Origin of the sequence: Jannaschia sp. R86511, from assembly GCF_042466345.1 — a bacterium.
Taxonomy (GTDB): Bacteria; Actinomycetota; Actinomycetes; order Actinomycetales; family JBBAYJ01; genus Aquipuribacter.
Window position 1 is genome coordinate 3,781,153 of sequence record NZ_JAXHCD010000001.1, and the last position, 25,449, is coordinate 3,806,601.

The following is a 25,449-nucleotide window of genomic DNA, read 5'->3' on the forward strand; positions in this document are numbered from 1 at the left end:
CGGATGCGGGCAGGGTTCGGGCAGATCGAACGAGGCAGGTTTGGCGGCCGGCGGGCGGGGGTACCTAGCGCGGCTGCGGTCACGACAACGTAACGACGACCATGCGCCCTTATCAAGTCCGAGACGTCCCGGATGTGGCGGGTTGCGGCCGCCAGGTCACTCCGAGGGCACCAACGACCCGCCTCACCAGCCGGTCGGCAGCGGGCGCCCCTCGTCGTACCCGGACCGGGACTGCACCCCGACCACCGCGCGCTCGGCGAGCTGGGCCAGGTCCTGAGCCCCGACGTACGTGCAGGCCGACCGCAGCCCGGCCGTGACCTGGTCCAGCAGGTCCTCCACCCCCGGGCGCACCGGGTCCAGCCGCATCCGCGAGGACGAGATCCCCTCCTCGAACAGCCCCTTGCGGGCCCGCTCGAAGGGCGAGTCCTCCACGGTGCGGGCGGTGACGGCCCGCTTGGAGGCCATGCCGAAGCTCTCCTTGTACTCCCGGCCGTCCGCATCGACCTGCAGGTCGCCCGGGCTCTCGTACGTGCCGGCGAACCAGGACCCGACCATGACCTGGCTGGCCCCCGCGGCCAGGGCCAGGGCGACGTCGCGGGGGTGCCGCACCCCGCCGTCGGCCCAGACGTGGGCCCCGAGCTCCCGGGTGGCGCCGACGCAGTCCAGCACCGCCGACAGCTGCGGCCGCCCGACGCCGGTCATCATCCGCGTCGTGCACATCGCCCCGGGCCCGACCCCGACCTTGACGACGTCCGCCCCGGCGCCGACCAGGTCCCGGGCGCCGTCGGCGGTCACGACGTTGCCGGCCACGAGGACGACGTCGTCCCCGGCGGCCTCACGGGCCTGCTGCACGGCCGACAGCGCCCGGTCCTGGTGGCCGTGGGCCGTGTCGACCACGAGCACGTCGACCCCGGCGGCGATCATGGCGCGGGTGCGGCCGGCCACGTCGCCGTTGATGCCGACGGCCGCGGCGACCCGCAGCCGGCCCGACGCGTCCAGGGCCGGGGCGTAGATGGTGGAACGGAGCGCGCCGAGGCGCGTCATCACCCCGACCGGACGACCCACGGCGTCCACCACGGGCGCGAACTGGCGCCGGGCGCCGTCGAGGGCGTCGAAGGCGACGCGCGGGCCCTGCGCGTCGACCAGCGCGGCGTCGAGGGTGACGGGGTCGGTGCTCATCACGTCGCGGACCGGGGTGTAGCGGTCGACGCCGCGGCAGTCGGTCGCCGTCACCACCCCGAGCAGGCTGCCGTCGGTCGGGTCCACCACCAGGGCCGCACCGTGGGCCCGCTTGGGCAGCAGGTGCAGCGCCGTGAGCACGACGTCGTCGGGGCCGACCTCGACGGGAGTCTCGAAGACCGGGTGCCGGGTCTTGACCGACGCCACCACGTCGGCGAGCACGTCCATGGGCGTGTCCTGCGGCAGCACCGCCAGCCCGCCGCGCCGCGCCATGGTCTCGGCCATGCGCCGCCCGGTCACGGCGGTCATGTTCGCCACGACGACGGGCAGGGTGGCGCCCGTCCCGTCCACGGGGGTCAGGTCGACGTCGAAGCGGGAGCCCACCGACGACCGGGAGGGGACGAGGAACGCGTCGTCGTAGGTCAGGTCGTGGGGGGGCTGGTGCCCGGGCAGGAATCGCACGGGGGAAGTGTGGCCCACCGACCTCGGTAGGGTCGCGGCCATGGTGGGAGCAGGGGCCGGCGGGAGGCACGCGACGGGGGTGGCGACGGCGTCAGCGGGTGGCGTGACGGCGTCGGGCTCCGCTCGTCGGGTCGTGGCGGAGGGCCTCACCAAGCGGTTCGGCGCCGTGCGCGCCGTGACCGACGTGTCCTTCGCCGTGGAGCCGGGCCAGGTGACCGGCTTCCTCGGCCCGAACGGCGCCGGCAAGACCACGACGTTGCGCATGGTGCTCGGTCTGGTGCGACCCGACGCCGGCACCGCGACCGTCGGCGGGGTCGCCTACGCCGACCTGCGGGCCCCCCTGACCGCGGTCGGCGCGGCGCTCGACGGTGCCGGGGCCAACGGCGGCCGGACGGGCCGGGACCACCTGCGCTGGGTGGCGGCTGCGGGCGGCCTGCCGGCCCGCCGCTGCGACGAGGTGCTGGCCCTCACCGGGCTCACGGACGCCGGGCGCCGCAAGGCCGGTGGCTACTCGATGGGCATGAAGCAGCGGCTGGCCCTGGCCACGGCGCTGCTGGGCGACCCGGGCGTGCTGGTCCTCGACGAGCCCGCCAACGGCCTGGACCCGGCCGGCATCGCCTGGCTGCGGAGCTTCCTGCGCACGCTGGCCGAGGAGGGGCGGACCGTGCTGGTGTCCAGCCACGTGCTGAGCGAGGTGGAGCAGACCGTCGACCACGCCGTCGTGCTGGCCGCCGGCCGGGTGGCCTACGTCGGCGCCCTGTCCGGGCTGGCCGGGCCGCCCGGGGTGCTCGTCGACTCCCCCGACCGGGCCGGGCTGGCCGCCGCGCTGCAGGCCGCGGGCCTGGAGGTCGGGCAGGACGGATCGGGAGCGCTGCTCGTGCACGGGGAGGTCGGCGCCGAGGCGGTCGGGGCCGCAGCGGCGTCCGCCGGGATCGCCCTGTCGCACCTGGCGCCCAACGCCCAGCGCCTCGAGGACGCCTTCCTGCGGACCGTGGCCCGCGCCGAGGCGGGGCAGGACCACGACCACGAAGGGCACGAAGGGCACGAGCGGCACGACGGCCACGTAGGGCACGCACGGCACGACGGCCACGACGCGCACACGCAGGACGCGCACGCGCACGACGCGCACGAGCAGGAGGGGCGGCCGTGAGCGCCACCGGAGGCACGCTGCGGGCCGCGGTCCGCGCCGAGACCGTCAAGGCGACCACCACCTGGACCTGGTGGGGGCTGCTGCTCATCGCCCTGGCCCTGGTGGCGACCAACGTCGGGTTCTTCGCCGCGCTCGCCCCGGCCGACGACAGCGCGGCCGAGCTGTTCCCGCTGCCGCTGGTCACCACCGTCGAGGGCCAGCTGGCCGTCGTCGGCGGCGGCTTCCAGGGCGGCTACCTGCTGGCCGCGGTGCTGGGCACCCTGCTGGCCACCTCCGACCACCGCAGCGGCACCATCGCCCCGACGTACCTGGCCGTGCCCCGCCGCGGCCGGGTCGCCCTGGCCAAGGCCGTGGTGGCCGCCGGGCTCGGGCTCCTCTACGGCGTGGCCGTGCAGGTCGCGTCCCTGCTCGTGACGGTCGGGATCCTCACCGTGCGCGGCGTCGACCTGGTCGACGTGGCCGAGCTGTCCCGCCCGCTGCTGCTGGGCGTGCTGGGCACGGCCGTCTGGGCCCTGATCGGCCTGGCCTTCGGCCTGCTGGTGCGCCAGCAGGTGGTGGCCCTCGTGGCCCTCGTGCTGGTCGTGTTCCTGCTCGACCCCCTGGCCGGCTTCGTGCTGTCCGGGGTGGGCGAGGCCGGCGGGGTCGACCTGGAGGTGGTCTCGTCCTACCTGCTGACCAACGCCTCGACCGCCGTCGTGGAGGGGTTCACGGGGGCCGAGCTGCTGCCCTGGTGGGGAGGCCTGCTGGTGCTGCTGGCGTGGGCCGGAGTCCTCGGGGTACTGGCGTGGACGACGACGCTGCGACGCGACGTCACGTGAACCGCGTCACCCGGGCGCGCCGGCCTCCCGGGCCGGGTGGTGCGCCCGGCCGACGGGTCTAGGCTGACCCGAGCGTTCGACCACGCCCAGCAGCATGAGGAAGAAGGCGAAGCACGCCGTGCCACAGCAGACCCCGGCAGACGACCCGATGACGGGCTTCGGGCCCAACGAGTGGCTCGTGCAGGAGCTGCAGGAGGCCTACCGCAAGGACCCGGGCAGCGTCTCGGCGGAGTGGCGCGAGTTCTTCTCCGACGGCCCGGCCGACCACCACGCCGGCAACGGGGGCCGCGACGGCGACGACGCCGACGAGCAGCCCACGCAGGAGAAGGAGACCATGCAGCAGCGCACGCAGGAGTCCGCCGAGCCCACGACGGCCCCCTCGGAGCCTGCCCGGCCGGAGCCCGCCGCCAAGGCCGAGCCCGCCGCCAAGGCCGAGCCCGCCGCCAAGGCCGAGCCCGCCGGCAAGCAGCCGGCCGCGGACCCGTCGCCGAAGCAGCAGGCGCCCAAGGACCAGCCGGCCAAGGGCCAGGCCCCCGCGGCCGCCACCCCCGCCAAGGCCGACGCCACGCCGTCCACCCGCCGGGCTGCTGCCGCCGACGCCGCCGAGAAGCCCACCCCCAAGGCCGCTGCCGACACCGGCGCCGACGTCGCCGCCGCCTCGGCCCCCACGCGCGGCCCGGGCACGACGCAGACCGAGGGCGTCCGGCTGAGGGGCCCCTCGGCCCGCGTGGTGACCAACATGGAGGCCAGCCTCACGGTCCCCACCGCGACCAGCGTGCGCGCCATCCCGGCCAAGCTGCTCATCGACAACCGCATCGTGCTCAACAACCACCTGGCCCGCGCCCGCGGCGGCAAGGTGTCGTTCACGCACCTGATCGGCTTCGCCCTGGTCGAGGCGCTGCGCGAGATGCCGGAGATGAACTGGGCCTACGCCGAGGTCGACGGCAAGCCCGGTGTGCTCCAGCACACCGCGATCAACGTCGGCATCGCGATCGACCTGCCCCGCCCCGACGGCACCCGCCAGCTCATGGTCCCCGCCATCAAGAACACCGAGGCCAAGGGCTTCGCCGAGTTCTGGGCCGGCTACGAGGACGTCGTCCGGCGCGCCCGCGGCGGCTCGCTCACCGTCGAGGACTTCGCCGGCGTGTCGGTCAGCCTGACCAACCCCGGCACCATCGGCACGGTGCACTCGGTGCCGCGGCTCATGCCTGGCCAGGGCGCCATCATCGGGGTCGGGGCGCTGGAGTACCCGGCCGAGTACTCCGGCACCAGCGAGGACACCCTCGCCCGGCTCGCGGTCAGCAAGACCATCACGCTGACCAGCACCTACGACCACCGGATCATCCAGGGCGCGCAGTCCGGCGACTTCCTGCGCCTGATGCACCGCAAGCTGCTGGGCGAGGACGGCTTCTACGACCGGGTCTTCGCCAGCCTGCGGGTGCCCTACGAGCCCATCCGCTGGGTCCGTGACGTGTCGGTCTCCGACGAGGACGAGATCAACAAGACCGCCCGCGTCGTCGAGCTGATCCACGCCTACCGGGTGCGCGGGCACCTGATGGCCGACACCGACCCGCTGGAGTACCGCCAGCGCAAGCACCCCGACCTCGACGTGCAGACCCACGGCCTGAGCCTGTGGGACCTGGACCGGGAGTTCCCGACCGGTGGCTTCGGCGGCAAGCCCGTGATGAAGCTGCGCGACATCCTGGGCGTGCTGCGCAACAGCTACTGCCGCACCGTCGGCATCGAGTACATGCACATCCAGAACCCGGACGAGCGGCGCTGGATCCAGGACCGGGTCGAGCACGGCTACACCAAGCCCGGCCGCGACGAGCAGCTGCGCATCCTGGGACGGCTGAACGCCGCCGAGGCGTTCGAGACGTTCCTGCAGACCAAGTTCGTCGGGCAGAAGCGGTTCTCGCTCGAGGGCTCCGAGTCCGTGATCCCCGTGCTGGACCAGGTGCTGTCCGACTCCGCCGACGCCGGTATGGACGAGGTCTGCATCGGCATGGCCCACCGCGGCCGGCTCAACGTGCTGGCCAACATCGCCGGCAAGACCTACGGCCAGATCTTCGCGGAGTTCGAGGGCCAGCAGGACCCCAAGACGGTCCAGGGCTCCGGCGACGTCAAGTACCACCTGGGCACCGAAGGCACCTTCACCGCCCCGTCGGGCGCCAGCACCAAGGTGTACCTGGCCGCGAACCCCTCGCACCTGGAGGCGGTCAACCCCGTCCTGGAGGGCATCGCCCGGGCCAAGCAGGACCGGCTCAACATGGGCGGGCGCGAGTTCCCCGTCCTGCCGGTGCTGATCCACGGCGACGCGGCCTTCGCCGGTCAGGGCGTGGTCGCCGAGACCCTCAACCTGTCCCAGCTGCGCGGCTACCGCACGGGCGGCACGGTCCACGTGATCGTCAACAACCAGGTCGGCTTCACGACCGCCCCGATGGCCAGCCGGTCCAGCTACTACGCCACCGACGTCGCCCGCATGATCCAGGCGCCGATCTTCCACGTGAACGGCGACGACCCCGAGGCCTGCGTCCGGGTCGCGCAGCTGGCCTTCGAGTTCCGGCAGACGTTCGCCAAGGACGTCGTCATCGACATGATCTGCTACCGCCGCCGTGGTCACAACGAGGGCGACGACCCCTCGATGACCAACCCGCTGATGTACAACCTGATCGAGGGCAAGCGCAGCGTCCGCAAGCTGTACACGGAGTCCCTGATCGGCCGCGGCGACATCACGGTCGAGGAGGCCGAGGCGGCGCTGCGCGACTACAGCGACCAGCTCGAGCGCGTCTTCACCGAGGTCCGCGAGGCCACCCGCGCCGGCTCCGACGGCAACAAGCGCTCCGGCCTGGAGGTCCCCAGCGCCCAGGCGCAGGACGAGGCCCGCCCGGAGTCCGGCTACACCACGGCCATCGACGTGGACCTGGTGCACCGGGTCGGCGACGCGTTCGCCACCCCGCCCGAGGGCTTCACGCCGCACCCCAAGCTGGCGCCGCTGCTGGCCAAGCGCCAGCAGATGGCCCACGAGGGCAGCATCGACTGGGCCTTCGGCGAGCTCATCGCCTTCGGCTCGCTGGTCGCGGAGGGCACCCCCGTGCGCCTGGCCGGCCAGGACTCCCGGCGTGGCACGTTCGTGCAGCGCCACGCCGTGGTCATCGACCGGCAGACCGGCGAGGAGTGGGCCCCGATCGGCCAGCTCGGCGCCGACGCCCGGTTCTGGGCCTACGACTCCCTGCTCAGCGAGTTCGCGGCGATGGGCTTCGAGTACGGCTACTCCGTCGAGCGCCCCGACGCCCTCGTGCTGTGGGAGGCCCAGTTCGCGGACTTCGTCAACGGCGCCCAGACGATCATCGACGAGTTCATCTCCGCCGGTGAGCAGAAGTGGGGCCAGCGCTCCAGCGTCGTCCTGCTGCTGCCCCACGGCTACGAGGGCCAGGGCCCGGACCACTCCTCGGGCCGCATCGAGCGGTTCCTGCAGATGTGCGCCGAGGACAACATGACCGTCGCGGTGCCCAGCACGCCCGCGTCGTACTTCCACCTGCTGCGCCGGCAGGCCTACGCCAAGCCGCGCCGCCCGCTGGTGGTGTTCACGCCCAAGTCGATGCTGCGGCTCAAGGCCGCCACGTCAGCGGTGGAGGACTTCACCACCGGCACGTTCCTGCCGGTGGTCGACGACCCGGCCGTGGCGGCGGGCCGGCTCGACGCCGGCCAGGTCGACCGGGTGCTGCTGTGCACCGGCAAGGTCTACTACGACCTGGTCGCGGCCCGGGCCAAGCGCGAGGACAGCCGGACCGCCATCGTGCGGGTCGAGCAGCTGGCCCCGCTGCCGACGGCCGAGCTGCTGGCCACCGTGGGCCGCTACCCGCAGGACGCGTCGCTGGTGTGGGTGCAGGAGGAGCCGGAGAACCACGGCGCCTGGACCTTCGTGGCCATGGGCACGCACGAGGCCCTGGGCGGGCGGGCGCTGCACCGGGTCACGCGGTCGGCCTCGGCGTCCCCGGCCACCGGTTCCGGCAAGCGCCACGCCGACGAGCAGGCGCGCCTGGTCGAGCAGGCGTTCGCCCGCTGAGCGGGGACCTGCCCGCGGGTGCGCCGGTGCCGGCCCGTCCGGACGCCGCGCTCGTCGTGGTCGGCGACGAGCTGGTCGCCGGCACCGGTGACCCCAGGGCGATGGGCTGGGTGGGCCGGGTGGCCGCCCGGACCCCGCAGGACGCCTACCGCCTGACCGCCCACGCCCTGGGCGTGCCGGGCGAGACGACGACCGGTCTGGCGGCCCGCTGGCAGGCCGAGGCCTGGCCGCGGCTGGGGGACGGCGGCCGGCTCGTCCTGGGTCTGGGCCGGGCCGACCTGCGGGCCGGGACCGTCACCGCCCGAAGCCGGCTCAACGTGGCCAACGTGCTCGACGCCGCCGCGGCGGCGGGCCTGCGCTGCCTGGTGGTGGGTCCCCCGCCCGTGCTGCCCGGTGGTCCCGACGACGACCTGGCCCCCGGCCTGCGGACCGTGTCGGAGGCCTTCGCCGAGGTGTGCGAGCGGCGCGGCGTCACCTACGTCGACCTGCTGGCGGGGCTCACCGGCAACCCCGACTGGGAGGCGGACCTGGCGGCCTCCGACGGTCGGCTGCCGGGCCAGGCCGGGTACGGGCTGATGGCCTACCTGGTGCTGCACGGCGGCTGGGACCGGTTCGTCGCGGCGTGACCGGCCGGAACCTGGTAGACCCGGGGCATGGTCGCCGTCGTCGTTGCCCGTCCATCCGCCGAGGACCCGCTGTCCGCGCTCGAGGTGCGTGAGCAGGCCCCCGAGCCCACCACCGCCCCGCCCGCGGACTGGGTGCCGGTCACGGTGCGGGCCGCCGCGCTCAACCACCACGACGTGTGGAGCCTGCGTGGCGTCGGCCTGCCCGCCGAGCGGATGCCCATGGTGCTGGGCTGCGACGCGGCCGGCGTCGATCCCGACGGCAACGAGGTCGTCGTGCACGCGGTGCTGTCCGACCCGGCCTGGACCGGGGACGAGACGCTGGACCCCCGCCGGTCGCTGCTGTCCGAGCGCTACCCGGGCACCTTCGCCGACACCGTCCTGGTCCCCCGGCGCAACCTCGTGCCCAAGCCCGCGGGGCTGTCCTTCGAGGACGCCGCCTGCCTGCCCACGGCCTGGCTGACGGCCTACCGGATGCTGTTCACCCAGTCCGGCGTCCAGCCGGGCGGCACGGTGCTGGTGCAGGGCGCCGGCGGTGGCGTGGCCACCGCCCTGGTCGGCCTCGCCGCGGCGGCCGGCATCCGGGTCTGGGTCACCAGCCGCGACGAGGGCAAGCGCGAGCGGGCCCTGGAGCTCGGTGCGGCCGCGGCCTTCGAGCCGGGCGCCCGGCTGCCCGAGCGCGTCGACGCCGTCATGGAGACCGTCGGCGAGGCCACCTGGGCGCACTCCCTGCGCGCCCTGCGCCCGGGCGGCACGGTCGTGGTGTCCGGCGCCACGTCGGGCCCGGCGCCGTCGGCGGACCTGCAGCGGGTGTTCTTCCTGCAGCTGCGGGTGCTGGGCTCGACCATGGGCACCCGCGACGAGCTGGACCGGCTGCTGCGGCTGTGCGAGACCACGGGGGTGCGACCGGTGGTCGACAGCGTCCTGCCCATGGCCGACGCCGCCGACGCGTTCGAGCGCATGGTCGAGGGCGACGTCGTGGGCAAGCTGGTCCTGGTCCCCTGACGGGCTCTTCGGCCCGTCGGCCCGGTGGCCGTCAGCGCGGCGGCCCCGGCAGCCGGCCCGGTCGGGGCCACAGCCGGGCCCGGACCACGCCCAGCACGGCCTCGTCGGCGACGGCACCGAAGGTCCACGAGTCCGTGCCCGCGCTCACGCTGTCCCGCTCGAGCCACCAGCCCTCCGGCTCGCGCCGCACCGCCCGCTTGACGCCCGGCCCCCGACCGTCCGGCAGCCGGGCCACGACGACGTCCCCGGGGGCCGGGTCGGCGCCCGACCGCACCAGCAGGACGTCGCCGGGGCGCAGGGTCGGGCGCATCGAGTCGCCCACCACCCGGACCAGTCGCCACCGGCCGTCCTGGAAGCGCGAGGCGGTGGTCACGGTTGTAGTGTCGCAAGCGTCCGGCGTGGGCGACCCGCCCCCGGACGACACGCTCTTCGAGAGGATGACGAACTCATGATCGGTTTCCGGATCACCGAGGTCGCGGCCCACTGCGACCTGCCCTGCGGCGTCTACGACCCGGCCCAGGCGCGCATCGAGGCCGAGTCGGTCAAGGGCTGCATCACCAAGTTCCACGGCTCGGACGACCCCGAGTTCAAGCAGCGCGCGGTCCAGATCAAGGAGGAGCGCGCCGACCTGGTGAAGCACCACCTGTGGGTGCTGTGGACCGACTACTTCAAGCCCCCGCACTTCGAGAAGTACCCGCAGCTGCACCAGCTGTTCAACGAGACCACCAAGCTCGCGGGCGCCAGCGGCGTCAAGGGCTCGACCGACGTCGCGGTGGCCGACCAGCTGCTGGGCAAGATCGACGAGATCGCCGAGATCTTCTGGGAGACCAAGAAGGCCGCCTGAGCCACCCTCGGTCCCACGGCAGGTCCGTCCGCGACCTGACCTAGGCTGTCCGGCGCCGCCCCCTGCTCGGGGGCGGCGTCGTCGCGTGAGAGGAGGGTGCGCCCGGTGAGCTACGACATCCTGTTCGTGCCGCGCCGCCCGGACCAGTCCTGGGAGGACGCCCTCGACGAGGCCGAGGGCACCGACGTGCTGAGCGTCGCCGTCCCGCCGCACCGCCGGGAGCAGTGGGACCGCATCGTCGCCGCCCTGCGCCGCCGCCTCGGCGAGGTCGAGGAGTCGGTCCAGGACGACGCCCTGGAGGCGACCCACGTCGCCTCGGGCCTGCAGGTCAGCCTGTTCCCGGACGAGGCCGCCGTGACGTTCCCCTACTGGCAGCGCAGCGACGTGGCCGCCTTCCACGACCAGGTGGTCGACGTGGTCGGCCTGGTGGAGCAGCAGACGGGCCTGTCGGCGTGGGACGCCCAGACCGACGCCCCGTTCGACGGCACGCTGCACGACGCGGCCGGGGTGGACGCCTCGCGCCGGCTCACCGAGTCCGGCGGCACGGTCCCCGGCCCGGTGCCCAGCGGGGTCGACGGCACGGTCCCCGACGCCGCCCCCACCGACCCCCGCCGCGACCGGGCGGACCACCGCGGGGACGACGCCACGGCGGGCGTCGACGGCCCCACGGACGGCGCGGTCGCCACGGACGGCCCCACGGACGGCCCGGTCGGCACGGGCCCGACGACGGACGGCACCGCCGGCCCCGCGACGGGCGGCTCGACGGGCGTGGTGGCCGGCCCGCCGGACCTGACCCTGGAGCGGCGGCGCGCGCTGCGCTACGTGGTCCTCGGCGTCATCATCATCCTGTTCGCCCTGCTGATCCAGGCGCAGGGCGAGAGCTCGACGCTGAGCGGCCTGGCGCTGGCGATCGGGGTGGCCGACCTGCTGATCGGGGCCCTGATGTGGCGCTCCTACCGGCGTCGCGCCGAGCAGACGCGGTGAGCGGCGCGACCGTCACCTCCAGCCCGGCCGGGGCGCACGGGGTCAGGGTGCAGGTCGTCGCCCCGGAGGCGGACGCCCTGGTCAGGGCCTGCGGCGACCTGGTGGCCGACGTGTACGGCGGCGAGGAGCTGCTGGAGGACGAGGACGGCTACCTGCCCGTGCTGCGTGACGCCGCCCGCCGGGCCCGGGAGGCCGTCCTGCTGGCCGCGCTGGCCACGTCCGGCACGTCCGGCACGTCCGGCACGTCCGGCACGTCCGGCACGGAGACCCCGTCCGGCACGGAGCCCTCTACCGGCACGGCGGCCGTGCTGCTGGGCAGCGCCACCTACGCCGACGCCGGCAACCCGTGGGCCGAGCTGGCCCGGCCCGGCGAGGCCGAGATGCGCATGCTCGCGGTGTCGCCGGCGGCGCGCGGTCGCGGCGTCGGCCGGCTGCTGACCACGGCCTGCCTGGACCGGGCCCGGCACGACGGCTGCACCCGGTTCGTGCTGTCCAGCGGGCCGCGGATGACGGCCGCGCACCGGATGTACGAGGCCATGGGCTTCCGCCGCACGCCGGAGCGGGACTGGTCGCCCGTGCCCACGGTCGACCTGGTGACCTACGCGCTGGAGCTCTAGGCCACCAGGCCCAGGCGCCGCAGCTCGACCTGCAGGTCGTGCGGGTTGCTCGAGGCGTGACGGGCGTCCTCCAGCGTGATGACGCCGTCGCGGATCAGCGTCACCAGGTGCTGGTCGAAGGTCTGCATGCCGTAGTAGCCGCCCTCCTTGATCAGGTCGCCGATGGTGTTGGTCTTGTCGGCGTCGGCGATCGCGTCGGCCATCCGGCCGGTGTTGACCGCGACCTCCATGACCACGCAGCGGCCCTGGCCGTCGGCGCGGGGCACGAGGCGCTGGCAGATGATGCCGCGCAGCGCGCCGGCCAGGGCCAGGCGGACCTGCTTCTGCTCGTGCGGCGGGAAGAAGTCGATGACGCGGTTGACGGTCTCCTGCGCGTCGGTGGTGTGCAGGGTGGACATGACGAAGTGACCGGTCTCCGAGGCCGCCAGGGCCGCCTTGACGGTCTCGTGGTCACGCATCTCGCCGACCAGGATCACGTCCGGGTCCTGGCGCATGGCGCCGCGCAGCGCGCTGGCGAAGTCGGCGGTGTCCAGCCGGACCTCGCGCTGGTTGATCATGGCGAGGTTGTCGGAGTGCATGACCTCGATCGGGTCCTCGATCGTCATCACGTGCACCTCGCGGTTGCCGTTGATGTGGTCGATCATCCCCGCCAGCGTGGTCGTCTTGCCCGAGCCCGTGGGGCCGGTGACCAGCACCAGGCCGCGCGGCTCCATGGCCAGCTGGGCGATCACCGCGGGCAGCCCGAGGTCGGTCAGCGGGATGGCCCCCACGGACACCCGGCGGAACACCAGGCCGGCCGAGCCGCGCTGGCGGAACGCGTTGACCCGGAACCGGCCGACACCGGGCACGGAGTACGCGAAGTCGGCCTCGTTGCGGGTGGCGAACTCCGCCAGCAGGTCCTCGCGCAGCACCTCGGACACCATGTGCTCGGTGTCCTCGGGGCGCAGCTCGGGGGCCTGCACCTTGCGCAGGCTGCCGTCGATCCGGATCCGGGGCGGCGAACCGACCTTGCAGTGCAGGTCGGAGCCTCGCAGCTCGACCAGGGCCCGCAGGTACGGCACCACGCTCTGACGCTCTTCGCTCACCCGGTCCGCATCGGCACGGGCCGGGCCGGACTTGACGGGCCCGGTCCGCCGATCAGTCTAGGACGACGAGCAGGTCACCCTCCTGGACGACGTCGCCGGCCTCGACCGCGACCCGGGACACCCGGCCGCCGTGCTCGGGCAGGACCGGGATCTCCATCTTCATCGACTCCAGCAGCACGAGCTCCGTGGCCGGCTCGACGGCGTCGCCGACGGTCACGTTGACTGCCAGGACGTTGGCCACCATCTCGGCGCGCACTTCTTCCATGGGACCATCGTGCCGGACCGGGACCCGTCGTGAGGACGAGGGACCGCACGGAGCAGGAGAGGAGTCCCGTATGAGCAAGCGTGCTCGCAAGCGTCGCGCCCGCAAGAAGAACGGCGCGAACCACGGCAAGAAGCCCAACGCCTGACAACCGGGTGGACGGCACGAGGGGGCGGCACCGGTCCGGTGCCGCCCCCTCGTCGCGTCCTCAGGCCTCGCCGACCTGCTGCCGGGCCTCGTCCAGCCGGCCCAGGATCCGCTCCCGCAGCCCGCCGGGGGCCCGGTCCTGGCAGGAGCGCGACACCAGCGCCTTGACGGCCCGCTCGATGTCGGCCTGGTCCAGGCAGGGGGCGCACTCCTGCAGGTGGACGGCGATCTTCTGCTTGACGTCGGGGGTCAGCTCGCCGTCGATGAACTCGTACAGCTTGTCGATCGCCTCGACGCAGTCGGTCTCGTGGGGGTTGCCGCAGCTCATCGCGTCACCTCCACGTTCTCGGTCGGGCCGGTGGCCGCGGTGCCCTCGGTCCCGTCGGCGACGTCGACGGCCGGGCGGATGAAGCCCCGCTCCAGCGCGTAGTCGGTCAGCAGCTCGCGCAGCTGACGGCGGCCACGGTGCAGCCGCGACATCACCGTGCCGATGGGCGTGCCCATGATCTCGGCGATCTCCTTGTACGCGAAGCCCTCGACGTCGGCGTAGTACACCGCCATCCGGAAGTCCTCCGGGATCGACTGCAGCGCCTCCTTGACGTCGGAGTCGGGCAGCGCGTCCAGCGCCTCGACCTCGGCCGAGCGCAGCCCGGAGGACGTGTGGGACTCGGCCCGGGCCAGCTGCCAGTCGGCGATCTCGTCCGCCTGCTGCTGCTGGGGCTGCCGCTGCTTCTTGCGGTAGGAGTTGATGTAGGCGTTGGTCAGGATCCGGTACAGCCACGCCTTGAGGTTCGTGCCCGGCCGGTACTGGTGGAAGGCCGCGAAGGCCTTGGCGAACGCCTCCTGGACCAGGTCCTCGGCGTCGGTGGGGTTGCGGGTCATCCGCAGCGCCGCGCTGTAGAGCTGGTCGACGTACTGCAGGGCGTCGGTCTCGAAACGGACGCGGCGCTCCTCTGCGGTCTCCTCGGGAGCCCGGTCGGTGTCCTCGTCCATGGTCGGCCAGGCTATCGGCCGCACGGGGATACCGGCGCGCGGGGGGCCGCCGTCGACCGGCACCGTCCTCGCTGTCGCCATCATCACGTACGGGCCAACAGCGGCCCCGGGGGTCGTGTTCCCGGAGGCCGGGCCAGGTCGCCGCGGGCGCCCGCCGCTCAGCCGAGGAGCTGGCCCGTCGCGGGGTCCACCACCCCGACCAGCGCGTCCGCGTCAGGTCGGGCCAGGAGCGCCGGCGAGTCGTTGCGGACGTTGCCGACGGCGGCCTGCACCGGCACGGCCCCGAACCGGCCCTGCGGCAGCTCCGCCACGACGGCCAGGGCGTCGGCGGCGGGCACGTCCCGGTCCACCCAGGCGGCCCAGTGCTCGGCGGGCAGCACGACCGGCATGCGGTCGTGCACGGCCCGAAGCCCCGGCTCGGCCGCGGTGGTCAGCACCGTGACCGTCCCCAGCCAGGCGGCGGGGTCGTCGTCGTCGGCGACCTCGCGGTCGCGCCACCAGGAGTAAAGCCCGGCCAGGCCGGTCAGGCCGCCGTCCAGCGGCGACATGAAGAACGGCTGCTTGCGGGCCTTGCCGGTGCCGCTGCGCTCGGCCGGCACGACCTGCCACTCGTACCAGCCGTCGGCCGGCAGCAGGCAGCGGCGTGAGCCCACCAGCCGCCGGAAGGCCGGCTTCTCGGTCACCGTCTCCACCCGGGCGTTGATCATGCGGTTGCCCACCGTGGGGTCCTTGGCCCAGGACGGGACCAGGCCCCAGCGCATGGCGCGCAGCCGGGCGGGCGGGGCGCCCGTCGCGGCCTGCCCGTCGCCGCCCGAGCCGCTGCCCGACCCGCTGCCGGAGCCGCCGCCCGACCCGCTGCCGTCGTCGGGGCGTGGCGCCATGACGGCGGCCACCGGCTGGGTCGGGGCCACGTTCCAGCGGGGGGCCAACGCCTCCCGGTCCGCCTCCGACGGGGCCGAGACCGGCAGGCCGGAGGCCTCCACCTCCTCGACGAGGTCCTCGGGTCTCCTGCTCGCCGCGTACCGCCCGCACATGGGCCCAGCGTGGCACCGAGCACCGACCGGCGCCCCGTCGCGAGCCGGTCCGTGGGCGAGACGTCGCGCCCCGGGTCGACGACGGGCAGGATGGACGCATGTTCCGACGGATCGCACGCCCTCTTCTCGCCGCCGTGTTCGTCAACTCGGGGATCGACGCCCTGCGCAACCCCCAGCCGCGTGCGGAGCTCGCCGCCGGCATGGTGCACGCCGCGGCCGAGCGCTTCGGCACCCCCGACGACCCGCTGCTGGCCGCCCGCGTCAACGCCGGCGTCATGGTGGGCGGCGGCCTGGGCCTGGCCACCGGCCTCGCCCCGCGCCTGTCAGCCCTGGCCCTGGCCGGCTCGCTGGTGCCCACCACGCTGGCCGGTCACGCCTTCTGGGAGTACCCCAAGGAGGAGCGCGGCGCGCAGCGCGTCCAGTTCACCAAGAACCTGGGCCTGCTCGCGGGCCTGCTGCTGACCGTGGACACGCCCTACGCCCAGGAGCGCGCGGCCCGCAAGGCCCGCAAGGCCGTCGAGGCCGAGCACGCGGCGGAGGAGCGGGAGCGTTCCAGCAAGAAGCTCCGCAAGCAGGCCCGCCGCGACGCCAAGGACGCCGCCAAGGCGGAGGCCCACGCGCTCAAGGAGCAGGCCCGGGCGGAGAAGGCGCAGGCGCGCCTGGAGCGCAAGCGCGGCGAGGACTGAACGACCGTCGCAGCCGCATGAGCACCCCCGTCGACGACCTCGCGGACGGCACCGCTGACGGCTGGGCCGCGCCCACCCCGGCCGCCCCGGTCCACGCCACCGTCCGCCTGCCCGGCTCCAAGTCCTTGACCAACCGCTACCTGGTGCTGGCCGCGCTGGCCGACGAGCCGTCGCGGCTGCGCGCGCCGCTGCGCTCGCGCGACACGCTGCTCATGGCCGAGGCCCTGCGCCGGCTCGGTGCCCGGGTCGAGGACGGCCCGGGGGCCGCGGGCGAGGTGCCGGACTGGCTCGTCACCCCTATCCCCCGACCGGACCCCGACACCGACCCCGACCCGCAGGAGCCCGTCGAGGTCGACTGCGGCCTGGCCGGGACCGTCATGCGGTTCCTGCCGGCGGTGGTGGCCGTCAGCGGGCGCTCGGCGCGGCTGTCGGGCGACCCGCGCCTGCACGAGCGTCCCGTGGCCCCGTTGCTGCAGGCGCTGCGTGACGCCGGCGCCCACGTCACCGACACCGCCGGCTCGTTCCCCGCCACCGTGCACGCCTCGCGGCTGCCCCGCGGCGGCGAGGTCACCCTCGACGCGGGCGAGTCCAGCCAGTTCCTGTCCGGGCTGCTGCTGGCCGGGGCCCGGATGCGGGACGGGCTGACCGTGCGCCACGTCGGCGCCACCGTGCCGTCGCGCCCGCACATCGCCATGACGGTGGAGAACCTGCGCGACGTCGGGGTCGTGGTCGACGACTCCACGGACCTGGTCTGGCGGATCGAGCCCGGTCCCGTCGGCGGTCTGGACGTCGACGTCGAGCCCGACCTGTCCAACGCCGGCCCGTTCCTGGCCGCGGCACTGGCCACCGGCGGGCAGGTCCGCGTGCCCGGCTGGCCGCAGCAGACCACGCAGGCCGGTGACACCCTGCGCGACATCCTGGACGCCATGGGCGCCGACGTCCGACTCGACCACGACGGGCTGACCGTCACCCACGAGGGCGACGTCTACGGCGTCGACCTGGACCTGTCCGACGCGGGCGAGATCGCGCCCACCGTCGTGGGGCTGGCCGTGCTGGCCACCTCGCCGAGCCGGCTGCGCGGCATCGGGCACCTGCGCGGGCACGAGACCGACCGGCTGGAGGCGCTGGCCGCCGAGGTGCGCGGCCTGGGCGGCGAGGTCGAGGTGCTGCCCGACGGCCTGCGCATCACGCCGCGACCGCTGCACGGCGGGCGCTGGCACAGCTACGCCGACCACCGGATGGCCACCACCGGTGCCGTCGTCGGCCTGCGGGTGCCCGGGGTCGTGGTCGAGGACATCGGCACGACGGCCAAGACGCTGCCGGACTTCCCGGGCATGTGGTCGGCGATGCTGGGCCCGGACGCCGGAGGCGCCGTCGCAGGCCCGGACCACGCCGCAGGCCCGGACCACGCCGCAGGCCCGGACCACGCCGCAGGCCCGGACCACGCCGCAGGCCCGGACCACGCGGCCGGCCCGGACCGCAGCGCCGACTGACCGTGGTCCGACGTCGCAGCACCGCCTCCTGGGACGAGTCCGACGCCCGCGCCCGGCCGCCGCGGCGCGGCACCCGGCCGCGGACCAAGGACCGGCCGAGCCACACCGACGCCGTCCTGGGCTGGGTGACCACCATCGACCGGGGCCGCTACACCTGCCTGGTGCCCGCCCCCGCCAACGGCGAGCCCGCCGCGGACGACGCCGTGGTGATCAGCGCGGTCCGGGCGCGCGAGATCCGGCCCAAGAGCATCGCCGTCGGGGACCGGGTCGGCCTGGTGGGCGACGTGTCCGGCACCACGGACTCCCTGGCCCGGCTGGTGCGGATCGACGAGCGCTCCTCGGTGCTGCGACGCAGCGCCGACGACACCGACCCGGTGGAGCGGGTCGTCGTGGCCAACGCCGACCAGGTGTGCCTGGTCGTGGCCGCGGCCGACCCCGAGCCCAACCCCCGGCTGGTCGACCGGGCCCTGGTCGCGGCCTGGGACGCCGGCATCGACCCGCTGCTGGTCGTCACCAAGACCGACCTGGCCGACCCGTCCGGCCTGCTCGCCGCGTACACGGACCTGGGTCTGACGTCGGTGTCGGTCACCTCCCGCGGCTGGCAGGGCCTGGCCGCGGTGCGCGACGCCCTGGCCGGCCGGGTCACCGCGATCATCGGCCCGTCCGGGGTGGGCAAGTCCACGCTGGTCAACGAGCTGTCCCCGGGCGCGCGGCGGGCCACGAGCCACGTGTCGGGCACCACCGGCAAGGGCCGGCACACGTCGACGGCCTCGGTGCTGCTGCCGCTGGCCGCCGGCGGCTGGGTGATCGACACCCCGGGCATCCGGTCCTTCGGTCTGGCCCACGTCGAGGCCGAGACGCTGCTCGGCGGCTTCTCCGACCTGGCCGGGGGCACCGAGGACTGCCCGCGCGGCTGCACCCACGACGAGGCCGAGTGCGGGTTGCAGGCGTGGGTCGAGGCCGGGCACGCCTCCCAGGAGCGCCTCGACAGCTTCCGTCGGCTGCTGCGGGCCGTGCGGGGCGAGCTCGAACCCGCCGAGCGCGAGCGGGAGCGCGGCGACTGAGCGACTGAACGACTGAACGACTCAACGGCGGGTGGTCGCCGGGACCCGGTCGGTCGCGCCCGCTCAGTCCTCCAGGGCCACGCTGCCGCCCGTGCGCCAGTACACGCCGGCCTCCCGGGCCAGGAACAGGTTCTCCACCAGGTAGCGCCGCAGCGCGGCCACGTCGTCGTGGAACGCCCTCAGCCGGTTGTTGACCTCGGTCTCGGCGTAGCGCTCCCCCGGCACGAACTCCTGGGCCAGCAGGTCGAGCACGACGAGGCGCTTGGTGTGCTTGGCCGGGATCCGCACCAGCCGGCCGTCGGCGTCCAGGAACACCCGCAGCACCTGCTCGCGCTCGGCGTCGCCGAGCCGGGAGGCCCACCGCGCGGGCTGCAGGTCCGGGCTGGTCCGGTCGGCCGAGCCGGCCGTGCGGGGGTCGCTCACCGTCCCAGGGTAGGCCGCGCCCCCGTCCCGGGCCGGGTCGAGCGCCCTACCCTCGCCCCATGACGGACACCTGGGACGACGACCTCCGCCTGGCCCTGTCCATCGCCGACCAGGTGGACGCGCTCACCATGCAGCGCTTCGGCGACGCCGACCTGCAGGTGCGGACCAAGCCGGACCTGACGCCGGTCACCGAGGCCGACACCGACGCCGAGCGGGCCGTCCGGTCGATGCTGCAGCGCACCCGGCCCCGCGACATGGTCGTCGGCGAGGAGATGGAGCCCACCGGCCACGGCCGGCGGCAGTGGGTGGTCGACCCGATCGACGGCACCAAGAACTTCGTCCGGGGGGTGCCGGTCTGGGCGACGCTGATCGCGCTCGTGGACGACCGCACCCCGGTCGTCGGCGTCGTGTCCGCCCCGGCGCTGGGCCGACGCTGGTGGGCCGCGGCCGGGACCGGCGCGTTCAGCGGGCGCAGCCTGTCCGCCGCCCGCCAGCTGCGGGTCTCGGCCGTGGACCACCTGTCGGACGCGTCGCTGTCCTACTCCTCGCTGTCCGGGTGGGAGGAGCGCGGCCTGCTGCCGGGCTTCCTGGACCTGACCCGGCGCTGCTGGCGCACCCGCGCCTACGGCGACTTCTGGTCGTACATGATGCTGGCCGAGGGCGCCGTGGACCTGGCCTGCGAGCCGGAGCTGGCGCTGCACGACATGGCCGCGCTGGTGCCGATCGTCACCGAGGCCGGAGGCCGGTTCACGGCCCTGGACGGCACGGCCGGCCCGTGGGGCGCCGACGCCGTGGCCACCAACGGCGCGCTGCACGAGGAGACGCTCGCCGTGCTGCACGGCCGGCACGGCTGAGCCGGCGTGGTGGAGCCGACGGCCGCGACGGTCCTGCAGCGGGTCGCCGCCGCACCGGACGTGGTGACCGTGGCCCCCTCCCGGGCCACCACCGACCATGCGCACCCTGAGCACCCCGGCGACCCCGCGCACCCCGGACACCCCGCGCACGTCTGGTACGTGTCGTACGGCTCGAACCTGCTGCGCGAGCGGTTCGAGGTGTACCTGCTGGGCGGGCGGGTCCCCGGGCTTGACCGCGAGTACCCGGGCGGGACCGGCACCTCCCGCGCGACGGGCGAACGGGCGGTCCTGCTGCCCGGGGTGCTGCGCCTGGCGCTGGACGCGCCGTCCTGGGGCGGCGGCGGGGTCGCCTTCTGGGACCCGACCGGCCCGGGTCCCGGCGTGCTGGCCCGGGCCTGGCGGGTCCGCCGGGAGCAGTTCCTCGAGGTCGTGCACCTGGAGAACGGCGGCACCGACCGCCGGGGCGCCCCGTGGCCGGTACAGGTCCTGCGCACCGGGACGGCGGACGTGGGCGACGGCTGGTACCGGAGGCTGCTGAGCCCGGGCTCGCTGGACGGGGAGCCGCTGCTCACCTTCACCCACCCGGACGCCGGGACGCTGGCCACGCGGGCACCGTCACCGGCCTACCGCTCCGTCGTGGCCCGGGGGCTGGTGGAGACCTTCGCCGCGCCCGGCCGGGGCGCCCTGGGCCCGACCGACGCGCAGGCCTACCTGGCGGACGCCCTGGCCAGCTGAGCGTCGTCCTCCCGCTGAGCGTCGTCCTCCCCCTGAGCGTCGTCCTCCCCCTGAGCGTCGCCCTCCCCCGCCGCGGAGCCTCCGGTGCCTGCGGGGTCGTCGGCGTCCTCGGGGTCGTCGGCCTTCTCGCTGGGGTAGGTCTGGGACCGGCGCAGCATGAGGATGGCCAGCGTCAGGGCGAGCACGACCCCGCCGAGCACCCCGATCAGCACCACCCGGTCGTCGAACAGGGCCCCGTCGCCGATGGCCCCGGCCGCCTCGACCGAGACCACGACGATCTCCTTGATCGAGGCGATGATGCCGATCAGCAGGAACGGCTCGGCCGCGATCTCGTGGCGCGCGAGCGTGACCCGGACCGCGTACAGCAGCTCGACGAAGATGAACACCAGCAGCAGGCCGTCCAGCACCTCGAGCATGGCGGTCTCGGTCTCGTCCAGGACCCGGACGAAGCTCTCGCCCGCGTAGACCAGGACGACCAGCGCGGCGGCCAGCAGCACCACGGCCATCGCGTAGTAGACGCCGTCCTCCGCGACCCGCAGCACGCGCATCGCCCGGTTGTCGTCACCCTCCGCCATGGCGTGATCATGGGGCCACGGGGTCGGGGGCGCTACCCGGTGTCTGCGACCATCGGGGGGTGGGGGTTGGACCGGCACCGGGGACGCTGGCCCGCCCGCCGTCGAGGACCCGGCCCGCCACCCGGCTCCGTGACCGGCTGGCCGTGCTGGTGGGCGTGCTGGTCGTGGGCCTCGTCCACGCCCGGGTGTCGCTGGACGCGGTCGCCCCCGTGCAGACCAAGGACGAGATCGGCTACCTGGCCGCCGCCCGGCTGTTCGCCACCGGTGACGGGGCCGGCCTGCTGACGCCGGACTACGCCGGCGGCTACGCCGTGGGCTGGGGCCTGCTGACCGCCCCGCTGTGGTGGCTCAGCGACCACCCGCCGACGGTCTACGGGCTGTCGGTGGCGCTGAACGTGCTGCTCGCGGCCCTGCTCGTGCTGCCGGCCACGGCCGTGGCCCGGCGCACCGGGCTCGGGACCCCGGCGGCCGTGCTGGCCGCCGTCGTGGTCGCCATGGGCGCCGGTCGGCTCGGCTACACCGGCTACGCCCTGCCCGAGACCCTGCTGACCCTGCAGCTGACCACGCTGCTGTGGCTGCTGCTGCGGCTGTGGGACGTCGGGCCCGGTGCAGCCGCGTCCCCCCGCCGGTCCGACCTGCCCGTGCTGGCGCTGCTGGCCCTGGTGCTGGCGTGGCTGCCGACCACCCACGCCCGGATGCTGCCGCTCACGCTGCTCGCCGCCGCGTCGCTGGCGTCGTGGTCCCTGGCCCGTCGCTCCCCCGCGGGCGCCCTCGCGCTGACGACGGGGCTGCTGGGCGCGGGCGCCGGCTGGTGGCTGAACGGCCGGGTCGAGGCGGCGCTGTACGGCGACGTGGCCCGGACGGCCGTCGCGGCCGAGCAGGTGGCCGGTCTCCAGGTGGGAGACGCGCTGGCCCTGGCCGTGGGGCACGCCTGGTACGCCGCGGTGGCCTGGCTGGGCCTGGCCCTGCTCGGCTGGTCGGTGGCCGCGGCCGGTGTGGTCGACGACTGGCGGGACCGCCGGCTCGGTCCGTGGACCTGGCTGGCCGTGGCCGTGGTGCTGCAGGTCGGCGTGGGCGCGGCGTACCTGTCCGGTCGGCTGGACGAGGGTGGGCGGGTCGACCAGCTGGTCTACGGCCGCTACGGCGACCCGCTGTGGTTCGTGGTCGCGCTGGTGGGCGCCGCGGCTGTGCTCGGGGCCGCCCGTCCGGCCCGGCTGCTGGGCCTGACCGCGCTCGGTCTGCTGACGCTGGCCGGCGCCGCGGCCGTCGCCCTGGCCCGCAACGCCGACCGCGTGGCCGGGTTCGTCCAGCTGAACGTGCCGGGCCTGGAGGCCTGGGCGTGGCGGGACGAGGCCGGGTTCTCGGTGCCGTGGTGGCAGGCGAGCCTCACCGCGGTCCTCGTCCTGGGCCTGCTGGCCGCAGCCGTGCTGAGCAGCCGACCGGGGGCGCGGCGGCGGGTCGTGGCCCTGGTCGTCACCGGCGCGCTGCTGCTGGGCCTGGCCCTGGTCGCCGAACGACGCAACATCGAGCCGCGCGACGCCTGGATCCGCAGCCTGTTCGGGGTGCGCGAGCTGGTCGAGCAGTCCCCGCAGTCCGACGTGCTGCTGGTCGTCGACCGGCCGCTGCTGCTGTCCGGCAACGCGCTGCAGTGGTGGCTGGCCGACCGTCGCACCACCGTCGTCGAGGCCGAGGACGTCGCCGCTGCCGCGGGTCCCGGCGACCTGGTCGTCGCGCCGACGGCCACGCCGCCCACCGGCCGGGACGGCACGGCACCGGAGCTGCTGGGCACCGACGACACCGGCACCTACGGGGTCTGGCGCCTGCCCTGACCCGCCGCGCCGCGGTTCAGGACCAGCGGCGCGGCGGGAGACCGGGGGCGGGAGGGCTCGGGGGTGCGCTCAGCCCTGGGAGTGCGTGGCCGCGCTGCGGTACTCGGTGTAGGTGTAGGGGTTGTCCAGCACCTTGGTCTCGGGCACGTCGGGGTTCATGCCCTTGAGCCAGGCCTCCTCGCCCATCTCGGCGCGCAGGTGCTCGATGGTGTCGGCCACGGCGGCGCGCGCCCCGGCCAGGTCGACGCCCACCAGCCGGTGCTCGTGCTTGACCACCCGACCGTCGACGAGGACGGTGTGCACGTCGCCGCGCTGCGCCTGCATCGCGACGTGGCCGTAGGGGTTGAGCACGGGGAACATCACGGGTGAGGCGTCGTTCTTGATCAGCACCACGTCGGCCTTCTTGCCGACCTCGAGGCTTCCGATCAGCGAGTCCATGCCCAGGCCCTGGGCGCCGCCGCGGGTGGCCCAACCGACCACCTCGTCCGCGCGCAGGTGGCAGTGGGTGACGGTGTCGCCGAGCTTGTGGGCCTCCATGTGCTCCCGGGAGCGGTCGGCGCCGACCGTGCTGCGCATGGCGCTGAACAGGTCACCGCTCATCCACACGCTGGTGTCCATGGAGATCGACACCGGGATGCCGTGGCTGCGCAGGGCCCAGGTGGGGGGGTAGCCCTGCCCGCAGCTCTGCTCGGACTCGGTCGCCACCGACACCGACCCGCCCGTGGCGGCGATCCGGTGGTAGCTGTCGTGGTCGAGCGTGGCGGCGTGGACGTAGGTGGTCCGCTCCTCCATGAAGCCGTTGTCGTGCATCAGCCGGATGCCGTCGTCGTTGGTGGCGCCCCACACCCCGGCGTGCGTGGTGACGGCCAGGTCGAGCTCGCGGGCCACCTCGAAGGCGCGGCGCTCGGGGAACGCCGGGTCGCCGGTGACGTCGAAGGCCATCTGCAGCCCGAGCATGTCGCTGCGCGGGAACCGCTCGACGAAGGCGCGGAAGTCCGCGGAGTCCGACCACTCCCACGGCCCGGCCTGGATGTTGCCGTAGGCCAGCACGAACCGGCCCGGCACCGAGCGCAGGGCGTCGACCGCGGCCTCGGCGTGCGCCACGCTCTGCAGGCCGTGCGACCAGTCCACGGTGGTGGTGACGCCGGCGTCCAGCGACTCCACGGCCGACAGCAGGTTGCCCGCCGCCACGTCCTGCGGCCGGAACGACCGGCCGTGCTCCAGGTAGTACCAGACGAAGTACTGGGTCAGGGTCCAGTCGGCGCCGTAGCCGCGCATGGCGGTCTGCCACATGTGGCGGTGCGTGTCGACCATGCCGGGCATGACGATGCCGCCGGTCGCGTCGACCTCGAACGTGCCCTCGGGCACGTCCAGGGCGGGTCCGACGGCGGCGATGCTGTCGTCGACGACCAGCACGTCGGCGTCGGTCAGCACCGTGCGGGCGTCGTCCATGGTCAGGACGGTGCCGCCGCGCAGGACGACGGGCCGTCCGGGGGCGAGGTCGAGGCCGGGGGTGGCGGGCTGGCTCATCGGGACTCCTTCGTCCGGTGCGGCCCTGCGGCCACCCGTCCCTGACGAGCAGGAACGGACGTCCGTCCGCAGAGCGGGCATTGGGTGATGCCACTGTCTCCGGGGGTGCGCTCCGTGTCAAGGTGTGCCCCATGCCCCGCCGCGACGACGACCCCAACTTCGTCGAGGCCGTCGCCCGCGGCCTCGACGTCATCGCCGCGTTCGAGCCCGGCCGGCCCCGGATGTCGCTCAGCGAGGTGGCCACCGCCACCGGTCTGGCCCGCCCGACCGCCCGCCGGATCCTGCTCACGCTGGAGGCGCTCGGGCACGCACGCAGCCAGGACGGCACCTGGTCGCTGACCCCCCGGGTGCTCGACCTGGGCCTGCGGTACGTGCAGAGCCTGGGGCTGTGGGACGTCGCGCGGCCCCACCTGGAGGACCTGGTCGCCCGCACCGGCGAGTCCAGCTCGGTGGCCCAGCTCGACGGCTCGGACATCGTCTACGTCGCCCGGGTGGCCGTCCCCAAGATCATCGCCCTGCAGGTGTCGATCGGGACCCGCTTCCCCGCCCCGCAGACCTCGATGGGCAAGGTGCTGCTGGCGGGCCTGGAGCCGGACGAGCTCGCCGCCGTGCTGGCCCAGCCCAGCCGCAGCGGCGTCACGGCGTACTGGCAGCCCGGCCCCGACGAGCTGACCGCGGTGCTGCGGGAGGTCCGCGCCCAGGGCTGGGCCCTGACCGACGAGCAGCTGGCCCCGGGCATCCGCTCGGTCGCCGCCCCGCTGCGCGACGGCGACGGCCGGGTGGTCGCGGCCGTCAACGTCACCGTGCACGCGGCCGAGACCACGCTGGACACGCTGACCGGGCACCACCTGCCCCTGCTGCTGCGCACCGCCGCCGACGTCAGCGCGGACTTCGCCCGCCTTGACGCGCTGCCCCGCGTCACGGCCTGACCGCGCCCCGCGCCCCGGACCGCGCCGCACCCCGCCGTGCTTGACACCCGCCACGGCGG

At 74.9% G+C, this 25,449-nt stretch carries 26 protein-coding genes; 16 read left to right on the forward strand and 10 right to left on the reverse strand.

All coding sequences use genetic code 11. From position 1 onward, the window contains the following. Window positions 1-183 precede the first annotated feature (183 nt). The gene (locus SJY06_RS17620; RefSeq protein ID WP_380168835.1) at window positions 184-1,641 is read right to left on the reverse strand and encodes a GuaB1 family IMP dehydrogenase-related protein; all 1,458 of its coding nucleotides are present in this window, start codon (window positions 1,639-1,641) and stop codon (window positions 184-186) included. A 103-nt stretch (window positions 1,642-1,744) separates the two neighbouring features. On the opposite strand from SJY06_RS17620, the gene SJY06_RS17625 reads away from it, so the two are divergent. The 5 genes from SJY06_RS17625 (at window position 1,745) to SJY06_RS17645 (ending at window position 9,306) form a co-directional block, all read left to right on the forward strand. Continuing rightward, entirely contained in the window at window positions 1,745-2,791 is a 1,047-nt protein-coding gene (locus SJY06_RS17625) for an ABC transporter ATP-binding protein (protein WP_380168836.1), read from the forward strand. Beyond that, window positions 2,788-3,609, forward strand: a complete 822-nt coding sequence (locus SJY06_RS17630) for a hypothetical protein (RefSeq protein WP_380168837.1) — start codon at window positions 2,788-2,790, stop codon at window positions 3,607-3,609. The genes SJY06_RS17625 and SJY06_RS17630 overlap by 4 nt, the downstream gene beginning before the upstream one ends. A gap of 94 nt (window positions 3,610-3,703) precedes the next feature. Next, window positions 3,704-7,678, forward strand: a complete 3,975-nt coding sequence (locus SJY06_RS17635) for a multifunctional oxoglutarate decarboxylase/oxoglutarate dehydrogenase thiamine pyrophosphate-binding subunit/dihydrolipoyllysine-residue succinyltransferase subunit (protein WP_380168838.1) — start codon at window positions 3,704-3,706, stop codon at window positions 7,676-7,678. Between the two features lie 26 nt (window positions 7,679-7,704). Then, on the forward strand, window positions 7,705-8,304 hold the full coding sequence (locus SJY06_RS17640) for a GDSL-type esterase/lipase family protein (protein WP_380168839.1): 600 nt from the start codon (window positions 7,705-7,707) through the stop codon (window positions 8,302-8,304). A 27-nt stretch (window positions 8,305-8,331) separates the two neighbouring features. Next, on the forward strand, window positions 8,332-9,306 hold the full coding sequence (locus tag SJY06_RS17645; RefSeq protein ID WP_380168840.1) for a zinc-binding dehydrogenase: 975 nt from the start codon (window positions 8,332-8,334) through the stop codon (window positions 9,304-9,306). 31 nt (window positions 9,307-9,337) lie between these two features. On the opposite strand, the gene SJY06_RS17650 is transcribed toward SJY06_RS17645, so the two are convergent. Continuing rightward, window positions 9,338-9,679 (reverse strand): S24/S26 family peptidase, encoded by a 342-nt coding sequence (locus tag SJY06_RS17650; protein ID WP_380168841.1) that lies wholly within the window; start codon window positions 9,677-9,679, stop codon window positions 9,338-9,340. Window positions 9,680-9,754: 75 nt separating this feature from the next. Between SJY06_RS17650 and sodN the strand changes: the two genes are divergently transcribed. The 3 genes from sodN (at window position 9,755) to SJY06_RS17665 (ending at window position 11,751) form a co-directional block, all read left to right on the forward strand. Beyond that, window positions 9,755-10,150: a superoxide dismutase, Ni gene (gene sodN / locus SJY06_RS17655; RefSeq protein ID WP_380168842.1), complete on the forward strand. Its 396-nt coding sequence runs from the start codon at window positions 9,755-9,757 to the stop codon at window positions 10,148-10,150. A 105-nt stretch (window positions 10,151-10,255) separates the two neighbouring features. Further along, complete coding sequence (locus SJY06_RS17660; RefSeq protein ID WP_380168843.1) at window positions 10,256-11,134, forward strand: hypothetical protein; 879 nt, start codon at window positions 10,256-10,258, stop codon at window positions 11,132-11,134. Further along, on the forward strand, window positions 11,131-11,751 hold the full coding sequence (locus tag SJY06_RS17665) for a GNAT family N-acetyltransferase (RefSeq protein ID WP_380168844.1): 621 nt from the start codon (window positions 11,131-11,133) through the stop codon (window positions 11,749-11,751). Before SJY06_RS17660 ends, SJY06_RS17665 begins: the two co-directional genes overlap by 4 nt. On the opposite strand, the gene SJY06_RS17670 is transcribed toward SJY06_RS17665, so the two are convergent. Next, window positions 11,748-12,836 (reverse strand): type IV pilus twitching motility protein PilT, encoded by a 1,089-nt coding sequence (locus SJY06_RS17670; protein ID WP_380168845.1) that lies wholly within the window; start codon window positions 12,834-12,836, stop codon window positions 11,748-11,750. The genes SJY06_RS17665 and SJY06_RS17670 overlap by 4 nt on opposite strands. Window positions 12,837-12,888: 52 nt before the next feature. After that, a complete protein-coding gene (locus SJY06_RS17675) occupies window positions 12,889-13,101 on the reverse strand; it encodes a biotin/lipoyl-binding carrier protein (RefSeq protein ID WP_380168846.1) in 213 nt (70 codons plus the stop codon). Window positions 13,102-13,171: 70 nt separating this feature from the next. Here SJY06_RS17675 and SJY06_RS17680 point away from each other — a divergent pair, with 70 nt between their 5' ends. Next, the gene (locus tag SJY06_RS17680) at window positions 13,172-13,246 is read left to right on the forward strand and encodes a 50S ribosomal protein bL37 (protein WP_377002503.1); all 75 of its coding nucleotides are present in this window, start codon (window positions 13,172-13,174) and stop codon (window positions 13,244-13,246) included. A 60-nt stretch (window positions 13,247-13,306) separates the two neighbouring features. On the opposite strand, the gene rsrA is transcribed toward SJY06_RS17680, so the two are convergent. The 3 genes from rsrA to SJY06_RS17695 all read right to left on the reverse strand — a co-directional run bounded on the left by rsrA (window position 13,307) and on the right by SJY06_RS17695 (window position 15,272). Continuing rightward, window positions 13,307-13,573: a mycothiol system anti-sigma-R factor gene (rsrA, locus tag SJY06_RS17685; RefSeq protein WP_380168847.1), complete on the reverse strand. Its 267-nt coding sequence runs from the start codon at window positions 13,571-13,573 to the stop codon at window positions 13,307-13,309. Beyond that, window positions 13,570-14,238: a sigma-70 family RNA polymerase sigma factor gene (locus SJY06_RS17690; RefSeq protein WP_380168848.1), complete on the reverse strand. Its 669-nt coding sequence runs from the start codon at window positions 14,236-14,238 to the stop codon at window positions 13,570-13,572. Before SJY06_RS17690 ends, rsrA begins: the two co-directional genes overlap by 4 nt. Window positions 14,239-14,396: 158 nt before the next feature. After that, window positions 14,397-15,272, reverse strand: a complete 876-nt coding sequence (locus SJY06_RS17695; protein ID WP_380168849.1) for an SOS response-associated peptidase — start codon at window positions 15,270-15,272, stop codon at window positions 14,397-14,399. Between the two features lie 98 nt (window positions 15,273-15,370). Here SJY06_RS17695 and SJY06_RS17700 point away from each other — a divergent pair, with 98 nt between their 5' ends. Genes SJY06_RS17700 through rsgA form a run of 3 tightly spaced genes read left to right on the forward strand, consistent with a single transcriptional unit; the run spans window position 15,371 to window position 18,515 of the window. Continuing rightward, entirely contained in the window at window positions 15,371-15,958 is a 588-nt protein-coding gene (locus SJY06_RS17700; RefSeq protein WP_380168850.1) for a DoxX family membrane protein, read from the forward strand. A gap of 17 nt (window positions 15,959-15,975) precedes the next feature. Continuing rightward, a complete protein-coding gene (gene aroA / locus SJY06_RS17705; protein WP_380168851.1) occupies window positions 15,976-17,451 on the forward strand; it encodes a 3-phosphoshikimate 1-carboxyvinyltransferase in 1,476 nt (491 codons plus the stop codon). A 2-nt stretch (window positions 17,452-17,453) separates the two neighbouring features. Further along, window positions 17,454-18,515 carry a ribosome small subunit-dependent GTPase A gene (gene rsgA, locus SJY06_RS17710; RefSeq protein ID WP_380168852.1) on the forward strand — a complete coding sequence of 354 codons (1,062 nt, stop codon included), beginning with the start codon at window positions 17,454-17,456 and terminating at the stop codon, window positions 18,513-18,515. Between the two features lie 63 nt (window positions 18,516-18,578). Here the strand turns inward: rsgA and SJY06_RS17715 are convergent, their stop codons facing one another. Then, entirely contained in the window at window positions 18,579-18,938 is a 360-nt protein-coding gene (locus SJY06_RS17715; RefSeq protein ID WP_380168853.1) for a DUF2087 domain-containing protein, read from the reverse strand. A gap of 59 nt (window positions 18,939-18,997) precedes the next feature. Between SJY06_RS17715 and hisN the strand changes: the two genes are divergently transcribed. Beyond that, on the forward strand, window positions 18,998-19,792 hold the full coding sequence (hisN, locus tag SJY06_RS17720) for a histidinol-phosphatase (RefSeq protein ID WP_380168854.1): 795 nt from the start codon (window positions 18,998-19,000) through the stop codon (window positions 19,790-19,792). A gap of 6 nt (window positions 19,793-19,798) precedes the next feature. Continuing rightward, entirely contained in the window at window positions 19,799-20,527 is a 729-nt protein-coding gene (locus tag SJY06_RS17725; protein WP_380168855.1) for a hypothetical protein, read from the forward strand. On the opposite strand, the gene SJY06_RS17730 is transcribed toward SJY06_RS17725, so the two are convergent. After that, entirely contained in the window at window positions 20,500-21,102 is a 603-nt protein-coding gene (locus SJY06_RS17730) for a phosphate-starvation-inducible PsiE family protein (protein WP_380168856.1), read from the reverse strand. The two genes, SJY06_RS17725 and SJY06_RS17730, sit on opposite strands and share 28 nt — an antisense overlap. A gap of 59 nt (window positions 21,103-21,161) precedes the next feature. On the opposite strand from SJY06_RS17730, the gene SJY06_RS17735 reads away from it, so the two are divergent. Further along, on the forward strand, window positions 21,162-22,931 hold the full coding sequence (locus tag SJY06_RS17735) for a hypothetical protein (protein ID WP_380168857.1): 1,770 nt from the start codon (window positions 21,162-21,164) through the stop codon (window positions 22,929-22,931). A 69-nt stretch (window positions 22,932-23,000) separates the two neighbouring features. Here the strand turns inward: SJY06_RS17735 and SJY06_RS17740 are convergent, their stop codons facing one another. After that, on the reverse strand, window positions 23,001-24,461 hold the full coding sequence (locus SJY06_RS17740) for an amidohydrolase family protein (RefSeq protein ID WP_380168858.1): 1,461 nt from the start codon (window positions 24,459-24,461) through the stop codon (window positions 23,001-23,003). Window positions 24,462-24,592: 131 nt separating this feature from the next. Between SJY06_RS17740 and SJY06_RS17745 the strand changes: the two genes are divergently transcribed. Continuing rightward, window positions 24,593-25,390, forward strand: a complete 798-nt coding sequence (locus SJY06_RS17745) for an IclR family transcriptional regulator C-terminal domain-containing protein (RefSeq protein ID WP_380168859.1) — start codon at window positions 24,593-24,595, stop codon at window positions 25,388-25,390. Window positions 25,391-25,449 lie beyond the last annotated feature (59 nt).